This window comes from Nocardioides nematodiphilus, from assembly GCF_020216525.1.
In the GTDB taxonomy this organism is placed as follows: Bacteria; Actinomycetota; Actinomycetes; order Propionibacteriales; family Nocardioidaceae; genus Nocardioides; species Nocardioides nematodiphilus.
Window position 1 is genome coordinate 32,340 of record NZ_JAIWOY010000004.1, and the last position, 19,735, is coordinate 52,074.

The following is a 19,735-nucleotide window of genomic DNA, read 5'->3' on the forward strand; positions in this document are numbered from 1 at the left end:
CGTGAGGATCGACGCGATCAAGGGCCAGCGCGTGCTGGTCGGGGACGACTTCGCGCCCGCCACGCTGGTGCTGCGCCATGGCCGGATCGAGTCGGTGGAGCCGCTCGAGACCGCCGTCGAGGGGCTGGTGCTGCATGCCCCGGAGACCGCGTACGTCCTGCCCGGGGTCGTCGACACCCACGTCCACATCAACGAGCCCGGCCGCACCTCGTGGGAGGGCTTCCTCTCCGCCACCGAGGCCGCCGCGCTCGGCGGCGCCACCACCTTGATCGACATGCCGCTCAACGCGATCCCGCCGACCACCACGGTCGAGCACCTGCGCCTCAAGCAGCGCGCGGCCGCCTCGGAGCTGATGGTCGACGTCGGCTTCTGGGGCGGCGCGATCCCGGGCAACCTCGCCGACCTGGAGCCGCTGTGGGAGGCCGGGGTCTTCGGCTTCAAGTGCTTCCTGTCGCCCTCGGGCGTCGAGGAGTTCCCGCCCCTCGACGCCACCCGGTTCACCGCCGCCCTGCGCGAGGTGGCCCGCTTCGACGGGCTGATGATCGTGCACGCCGAGGACCCGGCCGTCCTCGAGGCCGCGCCGCACGAGGCCAGCCGGGCGTACGCGGACTTCGTCCTCTCCCGACCCCACGAGGCCGAGACCGCCGCGATCCGGCAGGTGCTCGACGGCGCCCGCGAGACCGGCGCGCGGGTGCACATCCTGCACCTGTCGAGCGCCCGGGCCCTCGACCAGATCAAGGCCGCCCGCGACGAGGGGCTGCCGGTCACGGTGGAGACCTGCCCCCACTACCTCGTGTTCGCGGCCGAGACGATCCCCGACGCCGCCGCGCAGTTCAAGTGCTGCCCGCCGATCCGCGACGCGGGCAACCGCGAGGAGCTGTGGGCCGCGCTGCGCGAGGGCCTCATCGACACCATCGTCAGCGACCACTCGCCGGCCACCGAGGCCGAGAAGTCCCAGGGCGACGGCGATCTGCAACAGGCCTGGGGCGGCGTCTCCGGCCTGCAGGTCGGCTTCGGCGCGGTGGCCTTCGAGGCCCGCCGGCGCAACATCCCCCTCGCCACCGTCAGCCGCTGGATGAGCCGCCACACCGCCGACCTGGTCGGCCTCACCCGCAAGGGCCGGCTCGCTGCCGGCGCCGACGCTGACGTCGCGATCTACGACAGCGGCGTCGAGCACCGCGTCGACGTCGGCCGGCTCGCGCATCGCAACGCGATCAGCGCGTACGACGGGCTGCGGCTCGGCGGGCGCGTCACCCACACCGTCGTGCGCGGCAACGCCATCGACGTCGAGCACCCGGACTGGCGCTGGGGCGAGCAGCTGGACAGGAGGACCGCATGACCGGACCGCTCAACCCGCCGCCCCGTCTGCTGATGGGCCCGGGACCGATCACCGTCGACCCGCGCGTGCTGCAGGCGATGAGCGCCCAGCTCGTCGGCCAGTTCGACCCGTGGATGACGGCCACCATGACCGAGGTGATGGATCTCTACCGTCACGTCTTCGCGACCGCCAACGAGCAGACCCTGCTGGTCGACGGGACCTCCCGCGCCGGCATCGAGGCCGCCCTGGTCTCGCTGATCGAGCCGGGCGATCGGGTGCTGGTGCCGGTCTTCGGACGCTTCGGTCACCTCCTCGTGGAGATCGCCGAGCGCTGCGGTGCCGAGGTGCACACCATCGAGGTGCCGTGGGGCGAGGTCTTCGCCCCCGAGGCCGTCGAGGCGGCTCTGGTCGCGGTGCGGCCGCGCATCGTCGCGCTCGTCCAGGGCGACACCTCCACCACCATGTGCCAGCCGCTCGAGGAGATCGGCGCCATCTGCCGCGCCCACGACGCGCTGCTCTACGTCGACGCCACCGCCTCGATCGGCGGCAACCCGCTGCTCACCGACGCCTGGGGGCTCGACGTGGTGACCGCCGGGCTGCAGAAGTGCCTCGGCGGCCCGAGCGGCTCCGCGCCGATCACGATCGGCCCACGCGCCGTCGCGGCGATCGGGGCGCGCAAGCACGTCGAGGCGGGCATCCGCGCCGAGGGCGACCAGGATGCCGGCGTACGGATCGCGTCGAACTACCTCGACCTCGCCCAGATCATGGACTACTGGGGCCCGCGCCGGCTCAACCACCACACCGAGGCGACCTCCATGCTGTACGCGGCGCGCGAGTGCGCCCGGTTGCTGGTCGAGGAGGGCCTGGAGGCCGCCATCGCGCGCCACGAGCTGCATGGCCGCGCGATGCTGCACGGCGTCCAGGGCCTGGGGCTCGAGGTCTTCGGGGACGTCGCCCACAAGATGAGCAACGTCGTCGCGGTCCGGATCCCCGACACGCTCGGCGCCAGCGGCGGAGACGCCGTACGCGAGGCGCTGCTCACCGACTTCGGCATCGAGATCGGCACCTCCTTCGGACCGCTGCACGGCATGGTGTGGCGGATCGGGACGATGGGCTACAACGCCCGGCGCGACGCGGTGATGACGACCCTGGCCGCGCTCGAGCAGGTGCTGCGCGCCGCCGGCGTGCCGGTCAGCGCCGGAGGCGGCGTGGGCGCCGCGACGGAGGTCTACCAGTGACGCCGCCGCGCCACGACGCGCGGAACGGGGCGGCCGAGGTGCTCGCGCGCTGTGCCGAGCTCGACGCCTTCACCGCCGCACCCGACCGCCTGGAGCGGGTCTACCTCACCCCCGAGCACGCCGGCGCCAACCGGGCCACCGCCGCCTGGATGGAGCGCGCCGGCCTGACGACCTGGGTCGACGCGGCCGGCAACCAGTGGGGCCGGCGCGAGGGGTCCACGCCCGACGCCCCCGCGCTGGTGCTCGGCAGCCACCTCGACACGGTGCCCGACGCCGGCTCGTACGACGGCATGCTCGGTGTGCTGATGGCGATCGCTGTCGCGGAGCGGCTGCAGGAGACGCCGCTGCCGTTCGCCCTCGAGGTGGTCGGCTTCAGCGACGAGGAGGGCGCCCGCTTCGGGAAGGCGCTGCTCGGCAGCCAGGCGGTCGCCGGCACCTGGGATCCGGCCTGGTGGGAGCTCCGTGACCAGAGCGGGGTGAGCCTGCGCGAGGCGTTCACCGGCTTCGGGCTGGACCCGGAGCGCGTCGGCGAGGCCGCGCGGCGACCGGAGCAGGTCGTCGCCTACCTCGAGGCCCACATCGAGCAGGGCCCCGAGCTCGAGGCGGCCGACCGCTCGCTCGGCTACGTCACCACCATCGCCGGCGCGCGTCGCTTCCACCTGCGGGTGCTCGGTGAGGCTCGGCACGCCGGCGGCACTCCCTACCCTCGCCGTCGCGACGCGCTGGTCGGGGCCGGCGAGGCGATCGTGGCGATCGAGCGGCTGGCGAGGGCGAGCGACTGCATCGCCACCGTCGGACAGATCGAGGTCCGACCCGGTGCGGTCAACGTGATCGCCGGCCAGGCCGACCTGTCCCTCGACCTGCGCGCGGCGACCGACGACGAGCGCGACGCGATGTGGGACCGGATGCGTGCGGAGATCGAGCGGATCTGTGCCCAGCGCGGGCTCACCGTGGAGGTGAGCGAGCAGCACCGCGCATCGGTGGCCCCCTGTGCGTCCTGGCTCCAGGAGGTGATCCGCACGGCGATCACCACGACCGGCGACAGCGAGCCGATGGCCCTGTGGAGCCGGGCGGGTCACGACGCCATGGCCGTCGCCTCCATCGCCGACATCGGGATGCTCTTCGTGCGATGCCGCGACGGCATCAGCCACCACCCGGCCGAGGAGGTCCGCGAGATCGACGTCGCCCACGGGATCGACGCGCTCGAGCGGGCGGTGCTCGGCGTGGCGGAGGTGTGGCATGCAGATCGCTGAGCGGATCGCGACCCATCGCGCCGAGCTGTCGCCGCAGGAGCGCCGCGCGGCCGACTGCCTGCTCGCCCACCTCGACGACCTCGGGACCTACCGCGCGGGCGAGCTCGCCGATCTCGCCCGCGTCTCGAAGGCGACGATGAGCCGGCTCTTCCGCTCGCTGGGCTACGCCGGCTTCGACGAGGTCCGCGACCAGCTCCGGGCGGTGCGCTTCGCCGGGGAGCCGCGCTCCTCCCGCGACACCGGCCCGGTCGATCTGGTCGGGCACGCGGTCGCCGAGGCCGAGGCGATCCGTGCCGCGCTGGCGCAGCCGCAGCTCGCCGAGGCCGCCTCGGTCATCGCCGCGGGCGGGCGGGTGCTGGTCGTCGGCTGGCGCAACAGCTATCCGGTCGCGCTGCACCTGCGCGAGCAGCTCATCCAGGCGCGGCGCGACGTCACCGTGGCCCCCTCGCCGGGCCAGGTGGTCGGCGAGGAGCTGACCGGGCTCGGCGCCGACGACGTGGTGGTGGCGGTCGGCTTCCGGCGCCGGCCACGCGGGTTCGCCGCGTTCCTCGGCGCGGCCGCCGCGACCGGGGCGCAGGTCGTCCTGATCGCCGACCCCTCGGCCGCGCACTCCCCCGGGGTGATCCGGCTCGAGTGCGGGCTGCCGGGCTCGCTCGCCTTCGACAGCTACGCGCCGGCGATGAGCCTCGCGGCCGCCCTCGCCGACGGGGTCCTCGCGGCCCGCGGCGAGGACGGGCGCGATCGGATCGTCGCGATCACCACCCACTACGACCTGCTCGGCGAGGTGGAGTGATGGACCTGACCACTGTGACCGGCCATCGCCGCGCGACCGGACGTGCCGATCTGGCGCTCACGCCCGGCGAGACGTACCTCGCCGGCGGCACCTGGCTCTTCTCCGAGCCGCAGCCCGGCCTCACCGGCCTCGTCGATCTGGGCTCACTGGGCTGGGCGCCGCTCGAGGAGCTGTCGTCGGGCGGGGTGCGGATCGGCGCCACCTGCACGATCGCGCAGCTCCACGCCTGGCCGTGGCCGAGCGCCGTCGCCGATCTGGTCGGGCAGTGCGCCGACTCGCTGCTGATGTCCTTCAAGGTCCAGCACGCGGCGACCGTCGGCGGCAACGTCTGCCTGGCCCTTCCGGCCGGCGCGATGATCGCGCTGCTCACCGCACTCGACGCGGAGGCCGTGATCTGGACCCCCGACGGCGGCGAGCGCCGGGAGCCGGTCGCCACGCTCGTACGCGACCCCGGCCTCACCTCCCTGACCCGCGGCGAGGTGCTGCGCGCCCTCGAGGTCGCCCCCGCGGCGCTGGCCGCGTCGTACGCCTTCGCCCGGATCGCGCTGACCCCGTACGGACGCACCTCGGCGATGGTGATCGCCCGGCGCGACGCGCGCGGCGCGACGCTCACCATCGCCGGCTCGACGCCACGCCCGCTCGTGCTCGAGGTCGCCTCGGAGGCCGAGGTCGGTGCCGCGATCGACACGATCCACGAGTGGTACGCCGACCCCCACGGCGCGCCTGACTGGCGCGCGGCGATGACCCGCCGCCTCGCCGTCGAGACGGTCTGCCGGGTGCTGTCATGAGGCTCAACGGAGTGCCCGTGGAGGCCTCGCCCGCGCCCGGGCAGTGCCTGCGGACCTGGATCCGCGCCCAGGGCGACACCTCGGTGAAGAAGGGCTGCGATGCCGGCGACTGCGGCGCCTGCACCGTCCTGCTCGACGGCGCGCCCGTGCACTCCTGCATCACGCCCGCACTGCGGGCGACGGGCGCCGAGGTGACCACGGCCGCAGGGCTCGGCACCCCCGAGGAGCTCTCGCCGGTCCAGCGCCGCTTCGTCGAGGCGGCCGGCTTCCAGTGCGGCTTCTGCACCCCGGGCTGGGTGGTGACCGCCAGCGCCCTGGCCGGCCCCGACGGGACCGTCGAGGTCGATGACCCCGAGCGAACCTTCAAGGGCAACCTGTGCCGCTGCACCGGCTACCGCTCGATCCGCGACGCCCTCACCGGCACCTGCAACACGGCGCCCGGGGCCGTGGGCGCAGAGGTCTTCGGCACCTCGCTGCCGGCGCCGGCCGGTCCGCGTGTCGTGTGCGGCGCCGAGCCGTTCACCCTCGACCTGGCCGACACCGACGTCCTGCACATGCGGCTGGTCCGCAGCCCGTACGCGCACGCCCGCATCACCGCAATCGACACCACCGCGGCGGAGGCGGTCGAGGGGGTCGTGCTGGTGCTGACCCCCGACGACGACCCCGGCGTGCTCTTCTCCACCGCCCGGCACCAGAGCCGCGAGGACGACCCGGACGACACCTTGATCCTCGACCGGGTGGTGCGCCACATCGGCCAGCGGGTGGCGGCGGTGGTCGCCGAGTCCGCGGCCGCCGCCGACCGCGCGGCCGCCCTCGTCGCGGTCACCTACGAGGTGCTGCCCTCGGTGCTGCATCCGTACGCGGCCCGGCTCCCCGGCGCCCCGCTGCTGCACGGCGAGAAGCACGACAGCCGGATCGCCGACCCCGGACGCAACGTCGTCGCGCAGAGCCACGGCGAGGTGGGCGACGTGGCACTCGGGCTGCGCACCGCGGCCCACCGCGTCACCGGCACCTGGCAGACGGCCCGGGTCAGCCACGTCGCCCTGGAGACCCACGGCGGGCGGGCCTGGATCGCCGAGGACGGCACCCTCGTCGTGCGCACCAGCACGCAGGTGCCGTTCCTCGTACGTGACGAGCTGGCCCACATCCTCAAGCGCGACCCGGACACCGTGCGCGTCCTGGCCGCCCGCGTCGGCGGCGGGTTCGGCGGCAAGCAGGAGATGCTCGTCGAGGACGTGCTCGCCCTCGCGGCGGTCCGGCTCGAGGCGCACGGCATCCGCCGCCCGGTCCAGCTCGAGCTCAGCCGCGAGGAGGTGCTCGCAACCACTCCGATGCGCCACCCGATGCGGGTCGGCGTCGAGCTCGGCGCCGACGCCGACGGGGTGCTGACGGCGCTGAAGGTCGACGTGCTGAGCGACACGGGCGCGTACGGGAACCACGGCCCCGGCGTGATGTTCCACGGCTGCCACGAGTCGATCGCGATCTATCGCTGCGCCAACAAGCGCCTCGACGCGGAGGCGGTGTACACCAACAACGTCCCCAGCGGTGCGTTCCGCGGCTACGGCCTGGGCCAGGTGATCTTCGCGATCGAGTCCGCGATGGACGAGCTCGCCCGGAAGGTGGGCATCAGCCCGTACGAGATCCGCCGGCGCAACGTGGTCGTGCCGGGCGACGACTTCGTCGTCAACGGACCCGCGGGCGGCGATCTGGTCTTCGGCTCGTACGGACTCGACCAGTGCCTCGACCTGGCCGAGCAGGCGCTCACCTCCGATCCGTCGCCCGACCCCGCTGTGCCGGAGGGCTGGCGGACCGGCGAGGGCATGGCGGTCGCGATGATCGCGACCATCCCTCCGCGCGGCCACTACTCCACCGCACGCGTGACGATGCACCCCGACGGCACCGCGTCGGTCAGCGTCGGGACCGCGGAGTTCGGCAACGGCACCGCGACCGTGCACGTCCAGATCGTCGCCGAGGAGCTCGGGATCTCCCCCGCCGAGGTCCGGCTGGTCGCCTCCGACACCGCCACCTCCGCCTACGACTCCGGAGCCTTCGGGTCGACCGGATCCGTGGTCGCCGGGATGGCGGTGGCCCAGGCGGCGCGCTCGCTGGCGGCTGCGCTCGAGGGACTCGACGGCCCGCCGGCCGAGGACGTCTGGGCGGAGGCCGAGCACACCGGCTCCCCCCGGTCGGTCGCGTTCAACGTCCACGCCGTCCGGGTCGCGGTCGACCCCGGCACCGGCGAGGTCCGGCTGCTGCGCAGCGTCCAGGCCGTCGATGCTGGCCGGGTGATCAACCCCGAGCAGCTGCGCGGGCAGGTCGAGGGTGGCGTCGCCCAGGCGATCGGGACCGCCCTGCAGGAGGAGCTGGTGCTCGCCGACGGCGAAGTGGTGACCCGCGTGCTGCGTCACTACCGGGTGCCGCAGATCGGCGACGTCCCCGTCACGGAGGTCCTCTTTGCCGACACCGTCGACACGCTCGGCCCGCGCGGCGCGAAGTCGATGAGCGAGGCCCCGTACAACCCGGTCGCGCCCGCGATCGCCAACGCCATCCGCGACGCGCTCGGCGTACGACCGCACGAGCTGCCGATGAGCCGCGATCGGATCTGGCGCCTGACCGCGGCCCTCTTCCCCACCACCTCCGAGGAGACCCGATGAGCCCCACGAACGATGTCGAGATCACCGCCCCGATCGACACGGGGAGCAACCTCGAGGACGCGGCCTGGTTGCAGCAGGTCATCGACCTGGCCGTCGCCAACGTCGCCGCGGGCGGCGGCCCTTTCGGCGCCCTGATCGTGCGCGACGGCGAGCTGCTCGCGCCGGGCGTCAACCGGGTCACCCGGGACCTCGACCCGACCTCGCACGCCGAGGTCTGCGCGATCCGCGCCGCCTGCGAGCAGATCGGCGACTTCTCCCTCGACGGCTGCGTCCTCTACACGTCGTGCGAGCCGTGCCCGATGTGTCTCGCGGCCTCGCTGTGGGCGCGCCTGGACCGCGTCGTCTACGCGGCCGACCGCCACGATGCGGCCGACGGCGGCTTCGATGACCGCACCTTCTACGACCTGTTCGGCGGCGAGGCCGGCGGGCACGCGGCCGAGCGTCTCGGCTGGCCGTTGGTCGTGCACGCCGTGCCGCTCGAGACCCGACGCGCTCCGTTCGAGGCCTGGTTGGCGAAGGCGGACCGGACGGACTACTGAGGGCACGGCAACCGCCAGCGCTCGATCGTCACCGCGGCCTGATCGACACCACGCTGACTCGGCCCTCCCGCACCGCTGACCTGGCCCTCCCGCACCGCTGACCTGGCCCTCCCGCACCGCTGACCTGGCCCTCCCGCACCGGTGACTCGGCCCGCGCGCGGGCCGAGTCGGCGATGTCGGAGGGCCGAGTTGGTCGTGCACGAGGGCCGAGTCGGCGGCGTTCGAGGGCCGAGTCGGCGATGTCGGAGGGCCGAGTCAGCGGCGTCCGAGGGCCGAGTCAGCGGTGGGCGCGGTCGTGCAGGTCGCCGAGCCAGGTGGCCAGGGCGATCACCACACCGGCGAGCAGGAGGCCCGCGCCGGTGTGCCACTTCAGCAGTGCCGCACCGGCGACGGCGCCCGCGATGATCGCGAGCACCGCGATCGCGCGGCGGGCCGTACCCCCGCCCTTGCCGCTGCCGAAGTACGAGTCCGCGGCGAGGCCGGTGATGGTGGAGGTGACCACCACCGTGGTCACGTCCTTGACCGCGACCAGGCGAGCAGCGGCCGCCTGGAGTCCCATCGCGAGTGCCGCGATGGTGGTCACGGTGATCTCCTCGGCCCGCGACGGCGTGCGCTCATCGACCAGGAGCAGGCCGAGCCCGAGGGCGAGCATGAGGAAGGCGACGAGCCCGAAGATCGCGGTCGTACGCCCGTGCCAGCTGCGGTCGGCCCGCTTGAGGGTACGGCCGGCGATCGCGGCACCGGTCATGAAGCCGAGCAGCGCGAGGGCGGGGCCGAGCACCGGGAGCCCGGAGCCGCCCACCAGCGCCATGCCGAGGACGACGACGTTGCCGGTCATGTTGCCGGTGAAGACCTTGCCGAGACCGAGGTAGCCGACCGCGTCGTTGACGCCGGTGGTGAAGGTCAGCACCAGCATCAGCCACAGGTGCATCCGCTCGGTCGGGACGGCGACGATCCGCTCGCGCAGCGCCCTCATGCGGCGGCCAGCGCTTCCGCCGCGACCGCGAGGTCGTCGACGCCGCGGAAGAGCTCGTCGGGCTTGTCGGTGGCCAGGTCGAGATGGAAGCCGAAGAGCGAGGAGTCGACCAACGTCACCACGCGGGCGACCCGTGCCTGCTCGGCGCCGCAGCGGACGAGGTAGCGCTCCAGGGCCTCGGACCAGCGCTGGTTGGCCTCCCGGACGACGGAGCGGTACGGCTCCTGGCCGATCAGGCCGCTCGCGGCGGCCTGGACGTAGACGTCGAGACAGCTGTGCAGCGGCTCCTCGAGGAACGCCTGCCACAGCTGGTTGACGCCCGCCCGTACGCCCTCCGCGGCCGGCAGCCGGTCGACGGCCGCCGTCGAGCGGTCCGAGGTGCGCGCGACCACGGCGGCGACGAGCTCGTCGCGGCTACGGAAGTGGTAGAGCAGCATCCGGTCGCTGGTGCCGATGGCAGCGGCGACGGGGCGCAGGGTCAGGCCGATGAGGCCGTGCTGACGGACGTGGTCGGTGACCTGGTCCAGCAGCTCGTCGCGACGAGTCACGGGCGACAGTATGCCAAAGCTCGTAGCGGGTGCTACAGTCGAGGTCACCAATGTAGCGAGCGCTTCATACAAGAAGCAGAGAAAGTGTTGTGAGAATCGTGTTCGTCGCAGTCACGCTACTGATGGCGGCCATCGGCTGTGAGGTCGGCGCGACCGCCGTCCTCCCCCGCACCCAGTCCTTCCACCACGTCGGCTGGTCCGTCGTGGTGGTCGCCGGATACGTCATCGCCACCTGGTTGATGGCGATCGTCGTCAAGACCCTGCCCCTCGGCGTCACGTACGCCACCTGGGCCGGCCTCGGCACCGTCGCGGTGGTCGGGATCAGCTGGCTCTCCGGCGAGGAGCTGTCGCTGGTGAAGGTGCTGGCGGTCGGCGCGATCGTCGGCGGGGTGATCGCGCTCAACGTCGGCAGCACGCACGCCGCCTGAGCCGCGAGCGCCGGACGCCGAGGCGCTGCGCGCCTGGCCCCGTGCTCGCGGCGCCTCAGGCCTCCGGCGACTCGTTCGGGAAGAGGTAGATCTCCCCGTCGCGGACCTCGACCTTGTGCGCCACCGTGTCGACGGTCGCGGGCAGGCCCGAGACCTTGCCGTTCTTCAGGCAGAAGCGCGAGGCGTGCACCGGGCACTCGACGTACCCGTCCTCGACGTAGCCGTCCGAGAGCGAGGCGATCGCGTGGGTGCAGGTGTCGTTGAGCGCGTACACGGTGCCATCGGTGTCGCGCAGCAGCGCGATGTCGTCCTCGGTGCCGGTGACGTCGCTGGAGATCTGCAGGCCCTCCTCGACGGAGAGATCGTCCAGGCTGGCGACGCGGATTCCGGTGCTCATCACATTCCTTCTACGTAGGGCGCTCAGACCGCGGCAGCAGCGGCGCGGCCGGCGGTGCGGCCGCTGAAGAGGCAGCCGCCCAGGAAGGTACCTTCGAGCGCGTTGTAGCCCATCATCCCGCCCCCGCCGAAGCCGTTGACCTCGCCCGCCGCGTAGAGGCCGGGCAGCGGCAGGCCGTCGGAGGTCAGGCAGCGGCCGGAGAGGTCGGTCTCGAGCCCGCCGAGGGTCTTGCGCGACAGGATGTGCAGCTTGACCGCGATCAGCGGACCTCCCTCGCCACTGCCGCCGGCGTCGCCGAGAATCTTGTGCGGCTTGGCGACCCGCGACACCTTGTCGCCGAGGTAGTGCCGCGCCGAGTACATCGCGGTGATCTGGGCGTCCTTGGCGAACGAGTTGTCGATCTGGCTGTCGCGCGCCTCGATCAGCCGGCGCAGCGCGACCTCGTCGATCTGCGGACCCTCGGGCGCGACGCCGGCCAGCCGGTTCATCCCCGCGACCAGCTCCGTCAGGCTCGAGGCGACGACGAAGTCCTCACCGTGCTCCATGAACGCGTGCACCGGGCCGGGGCCCTTGCGGGCGCGGTCGATGACGCCGCGCACCGACTTGCCGGTCATGTCGGGGTTCTGCTCGGAGCCCGACAGCGCGAACTCCTTGTTGATGATCGACTCGGTCAGCACGAACCACGAGTAGTCGTACCCGGTGGTGCGCAGGTGCTTGAGCGTGCCGAGGGTGTCGAAGCCGGGGAAGTTCGGCGCCGGGAGCCGCGCGCCGGTCGCGTCCAGCCACAGCGAGGACGGGCCCGGCAGGATCCGGATGCCGTGGTTCTCCCAGATCGGGTCCCAGTTGCGGATGCCCTCGACGTAGTGCCACATCCGGTCGCGGTTGATCACGCGGGCCCCGGTCGCCTCGGTGATCGCGATCATCCGGCCGTCGACGTGCGCGGGCACGCCGGAGACCATCGACGCCGGCGGCCCACCCAGGCGCGCCGGCCACGACTTGCGTACGAGGTCGTGGTTGCCGCCGATGCCGCCCGAGGTCACGATCGTGGCCTGGGCGCGCAGCTCGAAGTCGCCGACGACCTCGCGCGAGGAGGCGACCCCGCGCTCGACCGCGCTCGGCTCCAGCACCGCACCCCGCACGCCGACGCAGGCGCCGCCCTCGACGATGAGCTCGTCGACGCGGTGACGGAACGCGAACCGGATCCGCCCGGTCGCGACGTGCGCCCGCACGCGCGCCTCGAACGGCGCCACGATGCCCGGGCCGGTCCCCCACGTGATGTGGAAGCGCGGCACGGAGTTGCCATGCCCGTCGGCGCGGCCGTCGCCGCGCTCGGCCCAGCCGACCACCGGGAAGACGCGGTGCCCCATCTCCCGCAGCCAGGATCGCTTCTCCCCGGCCGCGAAGTCGAGGTAGGCCTCGGCCCAGCGACGCGGCCACAGGTCCTCGTCGCGGTCGAACTGCGCCGAGCCCATCCAGTCCTGTGTCGCCAGCTCGATCGAGTCCTTGATGCCCATCCGGCGCTGCTCGGGGCTGTCGACGAAGAAGAGACCGCCCAGGCTCCAGAACGCCTGGCCGCCCAGCGACTGCTCCGGCTCCTGGTCGACCAGCAGCACCGAACGCCCCGCATCGGCGGCCTCGGCGGCGGCGACCAGGCCGGCCAGGCCCGCGCCGACCACGATGATGTCTGTCTGGTGACTCTGAGTGACCTGGGTCATGGCGCCGATCTTGGCACGAGTGGGCCGTCCGTTACCGACGGGTACCCATCGAACTTCGCCGAGAGTTCCGCTCGCGTTGGTGCCACGCGGTCGCCGGAGACGGGAGGTTGCTCCCATGTCCGACTCTTCTCGGGGTTCCGACCTCACCCGCCGCAGTCTCCTGTCCGCGCTCGGCGCCACCGGCGCCGTCGTCGCCACCGGGGGTCTCGCCTCGGCCGCCTCCGCCACGTCCGGCGCCACGTCGACCCCGGCCGGCCGGCCCACCGGCCCCACCGGGCACTCCGTACCGGTCTCCTCGAGCGCCCCTGGCGCCCCCGTCCCGCCCGTCGCCGGCCTCCACGTCGGCTTCGGCGAGGACGCGAGCACCGAGGCCACCGTCACCTGGCACACCATCGCCGACGTGAGGAACCCACGCGTGCTGATCGCACGCGACGGCGCGGCGTTCGAGCGCGCCGTGACGGCCGGCGCCGCGTCCTACACCGACGCCAAGTCCGGCACCGTGGTCACCGCCCTGCACGCCCGGCTGCGCGACCTGAGGCCGGACACGTCGTATGTGTATCTCGCCACCCACGACGGCGCGACGCCGGAGTTCGGCACCTTCCGCACGGCGCCGCGTGGGCGGGCCGCCTTCCGGTTCACCAGCTTCGGGGACCAGGGCACCCCCACCCTGGGGAAGAACAACGGCACCACCTGGGTCAACGACAACCTCGGCTCCCCCGCCGCCGGCGACACCACCATGGGGGTGGAGAGCCTGGAGCCGTTGCTGCACCTCTTCAACGGCGACCTCTGCTACGCCAACCTGTCGCAGGACCGGGTCCGCACCTGGTCGGACTTCTGGACCAACAACAGCCGCTCCGCGCGCCACCGCGCCTGGCAGCCCTCGGCCGGCAACCACGAGAACGAGCTCGGCAACGGCCCGATCGGCTACCGCGCGTACCAGACCTACTTCGACCTGCCGCGCCAGCAGGGCCAGACCGACACCACCGCCGGCCTCTGGTACGCGATCACCGTCGGCGCGGTCCGCTTCGTCTTCCTCAACAACGACGACGTCTGCCTCCAGGACGGCGGCGACCACCGCGTCCTGGGCTACTCCGGCGGAGCACAGAAGGCGTGGCTCGAGGCGACCCTCAAGGCCGCCCGCGCGGACAAGGACATCGACTGGATCGTGGTGTGCATGCACCAGGTCGCGATCTCCAGCGCCAAGGGCTTCAACGGCTCCGACCTGGGCGTCCGCAAGGAGTGGCTGCCGCTCTTCGACGCCTACGGCGTCGACCTGGTCGTCTGCGGCCACGAGCACCACTACGAGCGGTCCAAGGCGATCCGCGGCCAGCAGAAGAACCAGACGCTGACCCCGATCCCCACGGTGGACGCCCTCGACGTCATCGACACCACCCAGGGCACCGTGCACATGGTGATCGGCGGTGGGGGCACCTCGGCGCCGTCCAACCAGCTGCTCTACTCCCCGCCGCAGGGCGACGTCATCGTCGCCGTCGCCGACCGGGTGAACGGCGCCAAGGGCGTGGCGACCAAGGTGACGGAGCCGGCCCCCTGGTTCGGGGCGAGCGATGCCGCCAACGCGTACGGCTTCGCGTCCTTCGACGTCGACCCCGGCCGTCGCGGCGGCCGGACCACGATCACGGTCACCTACTACGAGGTCGCCGGTCCGTATGGCACGCTCAAGCCGTACGAGACCTTCACCCTGACCCGCCCGCGCGGGCACTGACGGACGACCGCGTACCCGTGGTGGTCCGGGCTCGTCGGGGGACGCGGGCTCGGGCCACCAGGAGGACAGCATGAAGCAGGGACGTCGAGCACTGATCAGCAGCGCGATCCTCGCCGCACTGGCGGTCTCCGGCGGCTGCGCCACCAGCGACACCGCGCGCAGCGACGATCCGACCGCGTCGAGCAGCCCCGCGACGCGTGCCCTCGCGACGTCGACCTACACGCGCGCGGAGCTCATGGCCGCACTCCCCCAGACCTCCGCGCAGCTCGCCGGGCACCGGCCCACCGGCCATTGCCCCGGCCAGCCCCACTGCGACGGCGTCGTCAGCGTGGACAGCGGCGTGGACGTCACGACGCCGATGACGTCCATCACCGACGTCTCCGTCTTCCTGCGCTACACGCCGGCGCAGATGCGGAAGCTCACGTCACTGTGCACGCCGATCATCGACAAGAAGGCCAAGGAGTCCGAGTACTCCTCCACGTACGGGGAGAAGGGCACCTGTACGAGCGAGCCCATCACCCTCGACGGGTGGTCGGGCCGGCTCCAGCGCCGCGACACCCGGCTGATCGATCCCGACGGCCCCCGGACCAACGTCTTCCACGCCGCCGACCTGCTCCTCGACAACGGCCACCACCTCCTCGAGGTGATCGCCGGTGACGACGACGAGGCCCGGACACTCGCGCACGAGTACCTCGCGCGGCTCGACGCGAGCCGGTAGCCGCGGTCGCGCGCTAGGTCCCCGGCACCCAGCGCGGGACGCGGCGGACGTAGTCGTCGTACGCCTGCCCGAAGTTGGCGCGCATCGCCGACTCCTCCGCGGGGATCTGGACGCGGTCGATCACCGCGACGAAGCCGGCCACCGGCAGCCAGGTGAGCAGGCCGCCGCGGGCCAACGCGTGCGCGCTCAGCACCCCGGTCAGCCCGACGTACATCGGGTTGCGGGTCAGGCCGAAGACGCCGTCGTCGACCACCGTCGAGGCCTTCTCCGGACGGATCGGGTTGACCGTCGTGTGGTGGTGGCGGAAGGCGAGGTTGGCGAGGGTGAGCAGACCGAGTCCGGTGCCACCGGCCGCGGCGGCCGCCGCCGTGCGAAGCGGGCCGTGGTGGGCGCCCCGAGGCGCGAGCAGATGCTGGGCGAGCAACCCGACGGCGGCGTAGGCCGGCGGTGGGATCTTCGGCATGCCCTCCAGCGTGCCACCGCTCAGCGACGTGCGGAAGAGGCCTCCTCGACCCCGCGCGTCGCCAGCTGGTCGGCCAGCTCGTTGTCGGCGACGCCGGCGTGGCCCTTCACCCAGAACCACTCGACCTGGTGCCGCGCGCAGGCGGCCTCGAGCCGCTGCCACAGATCGGCGTTCTTGACCGGCTGCTTCGCCGAGGTCTTCCAACCGTTCTTCTTCCAGCTCGCCAGCCACGAGGTGATCCCGGAGCGGACGTAGGTGGAGTCGGTGTAGACGTGCACGATGCACGGGCGGTTGAGCGTCTCCAGCGCCTCGCAGGGCGCGGTCAGCTCCATCCGGTTGTTGGTGGTGCTGCTGGGGTCGCTGCCGTACATCTCCTTGACGTGCGCGCCGAAGCGCAGCACCGCACCCCAGCCGCCCGGGCCGGGGTTGGGACGGCAGCCGCCGTCGGTGTGGATCGTGACGACCTCGGCGCTCGGGTCGAGGACGTTCATGCGCTCCAGATCCAGTGGATCAGGCCCTCGAGGGGCTCGGGCAGCGCCTCCATCGCGACGACCTCCGCCATCGCGCCGGCGTAGGTCCGCTTGCGGGCGCCGTTGGCGCTGATGAAGCGCCGCAGCTGCTCCATCGGGTCGTCGCCGCTGTGCGCGTCCTGGTTCTGGAAGGAGCGGAAGCCGCCGAGGTCGTTCCTCTGCTCCAGCAGGGCGGTCACCTCCGTGACCCCCAGAGCGCGGACGAGCTCGTCCTCCAGGTCGCGGCGGCAGGCGAAGAAGCCCTGCCGGGTGAGGTCCTCGCCCTCCTGGCGGTTGAGGGCGCGCGCGAAGAAGCGCTCCTCGGCCTCGTCGTAGAGCCCGCCGACGCGGCGCCCGGCGGCCGCCTTCTCGGCGATGAAGCGGCCCGCGTTGCCGGCCCCGCCCATCGAGACCACCTCGGTGGCGCCGGCGGCGATGGCGTCCTCGTCGGCACTCAGCTCGATGCCGTACCGCACGGCGAGCGCTTCGACGGCCGCCTTGTCGGAGTCGCCCTCGACCAGGATCGTGATCGGTCGCGCCATGCTCAGAAGTCCTCGTCGGGGTTGTCGTCGTCCTTCGCACCCCAGCGCCAGTGCGGCGTCGGGCCCTTCTTGATCGCGAGGAGGATGAAGACCGCCACCACGACGAGCACGTAGAAGAGATAGGCGTACGGGTTCGGGCCGCCCTCGTCCTCGCCCTGCGGCAGGAACGGGATCGGCGCGAGCACCAGCAGGACCAGGATGGCGAGCGCCACCCACCCCTGCCACCTCGCGGGGGTCCAGCCGTAGCCGAAGCGTCGGCGCTTGAACCAGTACGTCACGCGGCGGAGCCTACTTGCCGCACGCGGGTAACGGTCCGCATGGGTGTCATCAGGATCGGCATCTCCGGCTGGACGTACGACGGCTGGCGAGGCGACTTCTATCCACCTGGCCTGCCACGCCGGGCCGAGCTCGCCTACGCCGCCGAGCGGATGGGCAGCGTGGAGATCAACGGCTCGTTCTACTCGCTGCAGCGGCCCTCCTCCTACCGCTCGTGGCGCGAGCAGACGCCCGACGACTTCTGCTTCGCGGTCAAGGGCGGGCGCTACGTCACGCACATGAAGAAGCTGCGCGACGTCGAGGCGCCGCTGGCCAACTTCTTCGCCTCCGGGGTGATCGAGCTCGGGGACAAGCTGGGGCCGGTGCTGTGGCAGATCCCCGCGACCCTCCCCTACGACCGCGAGCTGCTCGCGTCGTTCTTCGCGCTGCTGCCGCGCACCTTCGGGCAGATGGCGGACCTCGCGCGCGGGCACGACGACAAGCTCGCCGACGACCGGGCGGTGACGGTCGTCCCTCAGGAGCTCGCCGACCGCCCGGTGCGGCACGCGCTCGAGTTCCGCCACCCGTCCTTCTGCACCGAGGAGGCGTACGCGCTGCTGCGCGAGCACGACATCGCCTGCGTCGTCTCGGACTCCGCCGGTCGCTGGCCGACGGCCGACGCGGTGACGAGCGACCTGGTCTACGTGCGCCTTCACGGCGACCAGGAGCTCTACACCAGCGGCTACTCGGACGCCGCCCTCGACCGGTGGGCCGGGCGCTGCCTGGCCTGGGCCCAGGAGGCCGACGTCGTCGTCTACTTCGACAACGACGCCAAGGGCTACGCCCCGTGGGATGCGCTGCGGCTCATCGAGCTCACCGGCGCCCGACGACCTCCCCGGTGAGACCGTCGATCAGCTGGGCGCCCTCTTCCGACGAGCGGAGCTCCCGCAGGGCGATGGCGCGCCGGTCGAAGGAGGCGGGCTCGCCGTCCGGGTCGGCGCCGGTGACGATCCAGCGGCGGGTCGGTCGCTCGCCGCGTACCGCCCGCTCCGGCTCGGGCTCGCGCTCGGCGAGTGGGACGTACGGGCCGCGCAGTGCCTCGGCGAGCCGCGCCGCCCGCACCCGGCCGATGCCGGGATGGCCCAGCAGGCCCTCGGGCGCCGCCTCGGCGATGGCCGCGAGGGTGCCGAAGGCCGCGAGCAGGCTCCGCGCCATGGCCGGACTGATGCCCGGGACGATCGAGAGCATCACCTCGGCCTGCGCGGACGGGTGACGCGGAGCCCGGCCGGGCCCCTCGCTGCGAACGGTCGGAGCCGTCCGGCGCGCCCGCTTGGCCAGCCTGATCAGCCAGGCCGCGCTGTCCTCGGCGTCGAGGCTGTGGAGGACGGTGAACCCGTCCTCGACCAGCCGGCACACCGCTCCGCGCCAGGCGTCCTCGGCGAACCCGCGCGGCTCGCCCTCGATCAGGAGCACCGCCTGGGGGAACGCCGACTGCAGCCGGACGGCCTGGTCGAAGATCCGGCCGTCGCGGATCGAGGCGCCGAGGTCGTACGGGCCCTTGCGCTCCACGGCGAGGCCGGGGCCCAGGACGTAGTCACCGACGGGCAGATCGACCAGGCGGACGTCGAGACCGGCGTCGAGCAGCGCGCCGGCGATCCCGCTGCCGCGCTCGCGGTGGTCGACGAGCACCGGGCCCACGGGCAGGTCGCTCGACATGCCATCGGAGTACCCACCGCCGGCCGGCAGGACGCGTGTGCCGCGTGCCACCGGCGTCGCCGCCGCCGGCGTGCGAGCCTGGTGCGGGGGTACCGGCGCGGCACCTGATGGCAAGCACGAGGAGAGCGATGAGCAACGTCCTGATCCTGGGCGGACACGGCAAGGTGGCGCTGCGGCTGGCGCCGTTGCTGGTCGGCCGCGGAGACACCGTCACCAGCGTCGTCCGCAATCCCGACCACGAAGCCGACGTCGCCGCGACCGGGGCGCGGCCTCTGGTCGCCGACATCGAGTCGCTCGGGACCGAGCAGCTGACCGACCTCCTGGAGGGCCACGATGCGGTGGTGTGGTCCGCGGGCGCCGGGGGCGGCGACGCCTCGCGGACGTACGCGGTGGACCGTGACGCGGCGATCCGCAGCATGGATGCCGCAGTCGCCGCAGGCGTGAGGCGCTACGTGATGGTCTCCTACCTGGGAGCGGGCCCGGGCCACGGCGTCCCGCCCGGTGACTCCTTCCACGCCTACGCGGAGGCCAAGGCGGCCGCCGATGAGCACCTGCGTGGCACCTCGCTCGCGTACACGATCCTCGGGCCGGGCCGGCTGACGCTGGACGAGCCCACCGGGCGCATCGAGGTGGTGGGTGGTGACGTGGACGGTGACACCGCGGTCACCCGCGGCGATGTGGCGGCCGCGGTGGCGGCGACGCTGCACGACGACAGCACCGTCGGACGCACCATCGACTTCCGCAACGGTCGCGTGCCGATCGCGGTGGCCATCCGCGCGTCAGGTCAGTAGCCGGGCCTCGACGACCAGCGATCGGGTGTAGTGGAACCGGCCGTCCGCGTGAACGACCCGGTCGGTGCAGCTGACCAGGACGAGGCGGTGGCGGCCGGAGACGTGGCCGCCGATCACGGTGGTCCCGATGACGCCACCTGCCCCTGCCGACCTCGTCAGCCAGCCGACCTCGCCGACGTCTCGGGGCAGCGTCATCGAGCCGGCGGCGATCCCCTCGGGGCGCACCAGGGCGCGCAGGCCGATCGCCGGCATGCTGAGGGCGACCGGCGCCTTGCGGTACGAGGACGAGTCGAGTGTGCCGTCGAGGCGACGACGAGTGCCGCCGCGAGCAGGATCCTGGACCGTCCGAGCACGCCGCCTCCTGAGGAATC

22 protein-coding genes are annotated in these 19,735 nt (G+C 73.0%); 12 read left to right on the top strand and 10 right to left on the bottom strand.

The window, feature by feature from the left end; all coding sequences use genetic code 11:
• Window position 1: 1 nt before the first annotated feature.
• From allB to KSO98_RS08310, 7 genes are read left to right on the top strand one after another with little or no spacing between them, the layout of a single operon-like run.
• Window positions 2–1,339 carry an allantoinase AllB gene (gene allB / locus KSO98_RS08280; RefSeq protein WP_225284741.1) on the top strand — a complete coding sequence of 446 codons (1,338 nt, stop codon included), beginning with the start codon at window positions 2–4 and terminating at the stop codon, window positions 1,337–1,339.
• Entirely contained in the window at window positions 1,336–2,556 is a 1,221-nt protein-coding gene (locus tag KSO98_RS08285; protein WP_225284742.1) for a pyridoxal-phosphate-dependent aminotransferase family protein, read from the top strand. Before allB ends, KSO98_RS08285 begins: the two co-directional genes overlap by 4 nt.
• The gene (locus tag KSO98_RS08290; protein WP_225284747.1) at window positions 2,553–3,809 is read left to right on the top strand and encodes an allantoate amidohydrolase; all 1,257 of its coding nucleotides are present in this window, start codon (window positions 2,553–2,555) and stop codon (window positions 3,807–3,809) included. Before KSO98_RS08285 ends, KSO98_RS08290 begins: the two co-directional genes overlap by 4 nt.
• Complete coding sequence (locus tag KSO98_RS08295; RefSeq protein ID WP_225284748.1) at window positions 3,796–4,602, top strand: MurR/RpiR family transcriptional regulator; 807 nt, start codon at window positions 3,796–3,798, stop codon at window positions 4,600–4,602. The genes KSO98_RS08290 and KSO98_RS08295 overlap by 14 nt, the downstream gene beginning before the upstream one ends.
• Window positions 4,602–5,390 (top strand): FAD binding domain-containing protein, encoded by a 789-nt coding sequence (locus KSO98_RS08300; protein WP_225284749.1) that lies wholly within the window; start codon window positions 4,602–4,604, stop codon window positions 5,388–5,390. The genes KSO98_RS08295 and KSO98_RS08300 overlap by 1 nt, the downstream gene beginning before the upstream one ends.
• Entirely contained in the window at window positions 5,387–8,044 is a 2,658-nt protein-coding gene (locus KSO98_RS08305) for a molybdopterin-dependent oxidoreductase (RefSeq protein WP_225284752.1), read from the top strand. The genes KSO98_RS08300 and KSO98_RS08305 overlap by 4 nt, the downstream gene beginning before the upstream one ends.
• Complete coding sequence (locus KSO98_RS08310; RefSeq protein ID WP_225284755.1) at window positions 8,041–8,583, top strand: nucleoside deaminase; 543 nt, start codon at window positions 8,041–8,043, stop codon at window positions 8,581–8,583. Before KSO98_RS08305 ends, KSO98_RS08310 begins: the two co-directional genes overlap by 4 nt.
• A gap of 277 nt (window positions 8,584–8,860) precedes the next feature.
• Here KSO98_RS08310 and KSO98_RS08315 read toward each other — a convergent pair whose 3' ends face one another.
• Both KSO98_RS08315 and KSO98_RS08320 read right to left on the bottom strand, forming a co-directional pair.
• Entirely contained in the window at window positions 8,861–9,559 is a 699-nt protein-coding gene (locus KSO98_RS08315) for a DUF1275 family protein (protein WP_225284757.1), read from the bottom strand.
• The gene (locus KSO98_RS08320) at window positions 9,556–10,107 is read right to left on the bottom strand and encodes a TetR/AcrR family transcriptional regulator (RefSeq protein WP_225284760.1); all 552 of its coding nucleotides are present in this window, start codon (window positions 10,105–10,107) and stop codon (window positions 9,556–9,558) included. The genes KSO98_RS08315 and KSO98_RS08320 overlap by 4 nt, the downstream gene beginning before the upstream one ends.
• Window positions 10,108–10,205: 98 nt before the next feature.
• On the opposite strand from KSO98_RS08320, the gene KSO98_RS08325 reads away from it, so the two are divergent.
• Window positions 10,206–10,535 (top strand): DMT family transporter, encoded by a 330-nt coding sequence (locus KSO98_RS08325; protein ID WP_225284762.1) that lies wholly within the window; start codon window positions 10,206–10,208, stop codon window positions 10,533–10,535.
• Between the two features lie 55 nt (window positions 10,536–10,590).
• On the opposite strand, the gene KSO98_RS08330 is transcribed toward KSO98_RS08325, so the two are convergent.
• Both KSO98_RS08330 and KSO98_RS08335 read right to left on the bottom strand, forming a co-directional pair.
• The gene (locus KSO98_RS08330; protein ID WP_225284764.1) at window positions 10,591–10,932 is read right to left on the bottom strand and encodes a non-heme iron oxygenase ferredoxin subunit; all 342 of its coding nucleotides are present in this window, start codon (window positions 10,930–10,932) and stop codon (window positions 10,591–10,593) included.
• Between the two features lie 23 nt (window positions 10,933–10,955).
• Complete coding sequence (locus KSO98_RS08335) at window positions 10,956–12,647, bottom strand: FAD-binding dehydrogenase (protein ID WP_225284766.1); 1,692 nt, start codon at window positions 12,645–12,647, stop codon at window positions 10,956–10,958.
• 115 nt (window positions 12,648–12,762) lie between these two features.
• On the opposite strand from KSO98_RS08335, the gene KSO98_RS08340 reads away from it, so the two are divergent.
• Together KSO98_RS08340 and KSO98_RS08345 are read left to right on the top strand one after the other, a co-directional pair.
• Entirely contained in the window at window positions 12,763–14,370 is a 1,608-nt protein-coding gene (locus tag KSO98_RS08340; RefSeq protein ID WP_225284768.1) for a fibronectin type III domain-containing protein, read from the top strand.
• Window positions 14,371–14,440: 70 nt separating this feature from the next.
• Complete coding sequence (locus KSO98_RS08345; RefSeq protein WP_225284769.1) at window positions 14,441–15,088, top strand: hypothetical protein; 648 nt, start codon at window positions 14,441–14,443, stop codon at window positions 15,086–15,088.
• A 13-nt stretch (window positions 15,089–15,101) separates the two neighbouring features.
• On the opposite strand, the gene KSO98_RS08350 is transcribed toward KSO98_RS08345, so the two are convergent.
• Genes KSO98_RS08350 through KSO98_RS08365 form a run of 4 tightly spaced genes read right to left on the bottom strand, consistent with a single transcriptional unit; the run spans window position 15,102 to window position 16,880 of the window.
• On the bottom strand, window positions 15,102–15,551 hold the full coding sequence (locus KSO98_RS08350) for a methyltransferase family protein (protein ID WP_225284770.1): 450 nt from the start codon (window positions 15,549–15,551) through the stop codon (window positions 15,102–15,104).
• A gap of 20 nt (window positions 15,552–15,571) precedes the next feature.
• Window positions 15,572–16,042 (bottom strand): ribonuclease HI, encoded by a 471-nt coding sequence (gene rnhA, locus KSO98_RS08355; protein WP_225284771.1) that lies wholly within the window; start codon window positions 16,040–16,042, stop codon window positions 15,572–15,574.
• A complete protein-coding gene (locus tag KSO98_RS08360) occupies window positions 16,039–16,602 on the bottom strand; it encodes an OLD family protein (protein ID WP_225284772.1) in 564 nt (187 codons plus the stop codon). The genes rnhA and KSO98_RS08360 overlap by 4 nt, the downstream gene beginning before the upstream one ends.
• A 2-nt stretch (window positions 16,603–16,604) precedes the next feature.
• A complete protein-coding gene (locus KSO98_RS08365; protein WP_225284773.1) occupies window positions 16,605–16,880 on the bottom strand; it encodes a hypothetical protein in 276 nt (91 codons plus the stop codon).
• 39 nt (window positions 16,881–16,919) lie between these two features.
• Here KSO98_RS08365 and KSO98_RS08370 point away from each other — a divergent pair, with 39 nt between their 5' ends.
• Window positions 16,920–17,759, top strand: coding sequence for a DUF72 domain-containing protein (locus tag KSO98_RS08370; protein ID WP_225284774.1), 840 nt, complete (start codon window positions 16,920–16,922; stop codon window positions 17,757–17,759).
• On the opposite strand, the gene KSO98_RS08375 is transcribed toward KSO98_RS08370, so the two are convergent.
• Window positions 17,731–18,573, bottom strand: coding sequence for an ERCC4 domain-containing protein (locus KSO98_RS08375; RefSeq protein ID WP_225284776.1), 843 nt, complete (start codon window positions 18,571–18,573; stop codon window positions 17,731–17,733). The two genes, KSO98_RS08370 and KSO98_RS08375, sit on opposite strands and share 29 nt — an antisense overlap.
• 128 nt (window positions 18,574–18,701) lie before the next feature.
• Here KSO98_RS08375 and KSO98_RS08380 point away from each other — a divergent pair, with 128 nt between their 5' ends.
• Window positions 18,702–19,364, top strand: a complete 663-nt coding sequence (locus KSO98_RS08380) for an SDR family oxidoreductase (RefSeq protein ID WP_225284779.1) — start codon at window positions 18,702–18,704, stop codon at window positions 19,362–19,364.
• On the opposite strand, the gene KSO98_RS08385 is transcribed toward KSO98_RS08380, so the two are convergent.
• Window positions 19,353–19,616: a sortase family protein gene (locus tag KSO98_RS08385; RefSeq protein WP_225284781.1), complete on the bottom strand. Its 264-nt coding sequence runs from the start codon at window positions 19,614–19,616 to the stop codon at window positions 19,353–19,355. The genes KSO98_RS08380 and KSO98_RS08385 overlap by 12 nt on opposite strands.
• Window positions 19,617–19,735: the final 119 nt, after the last annotated feature.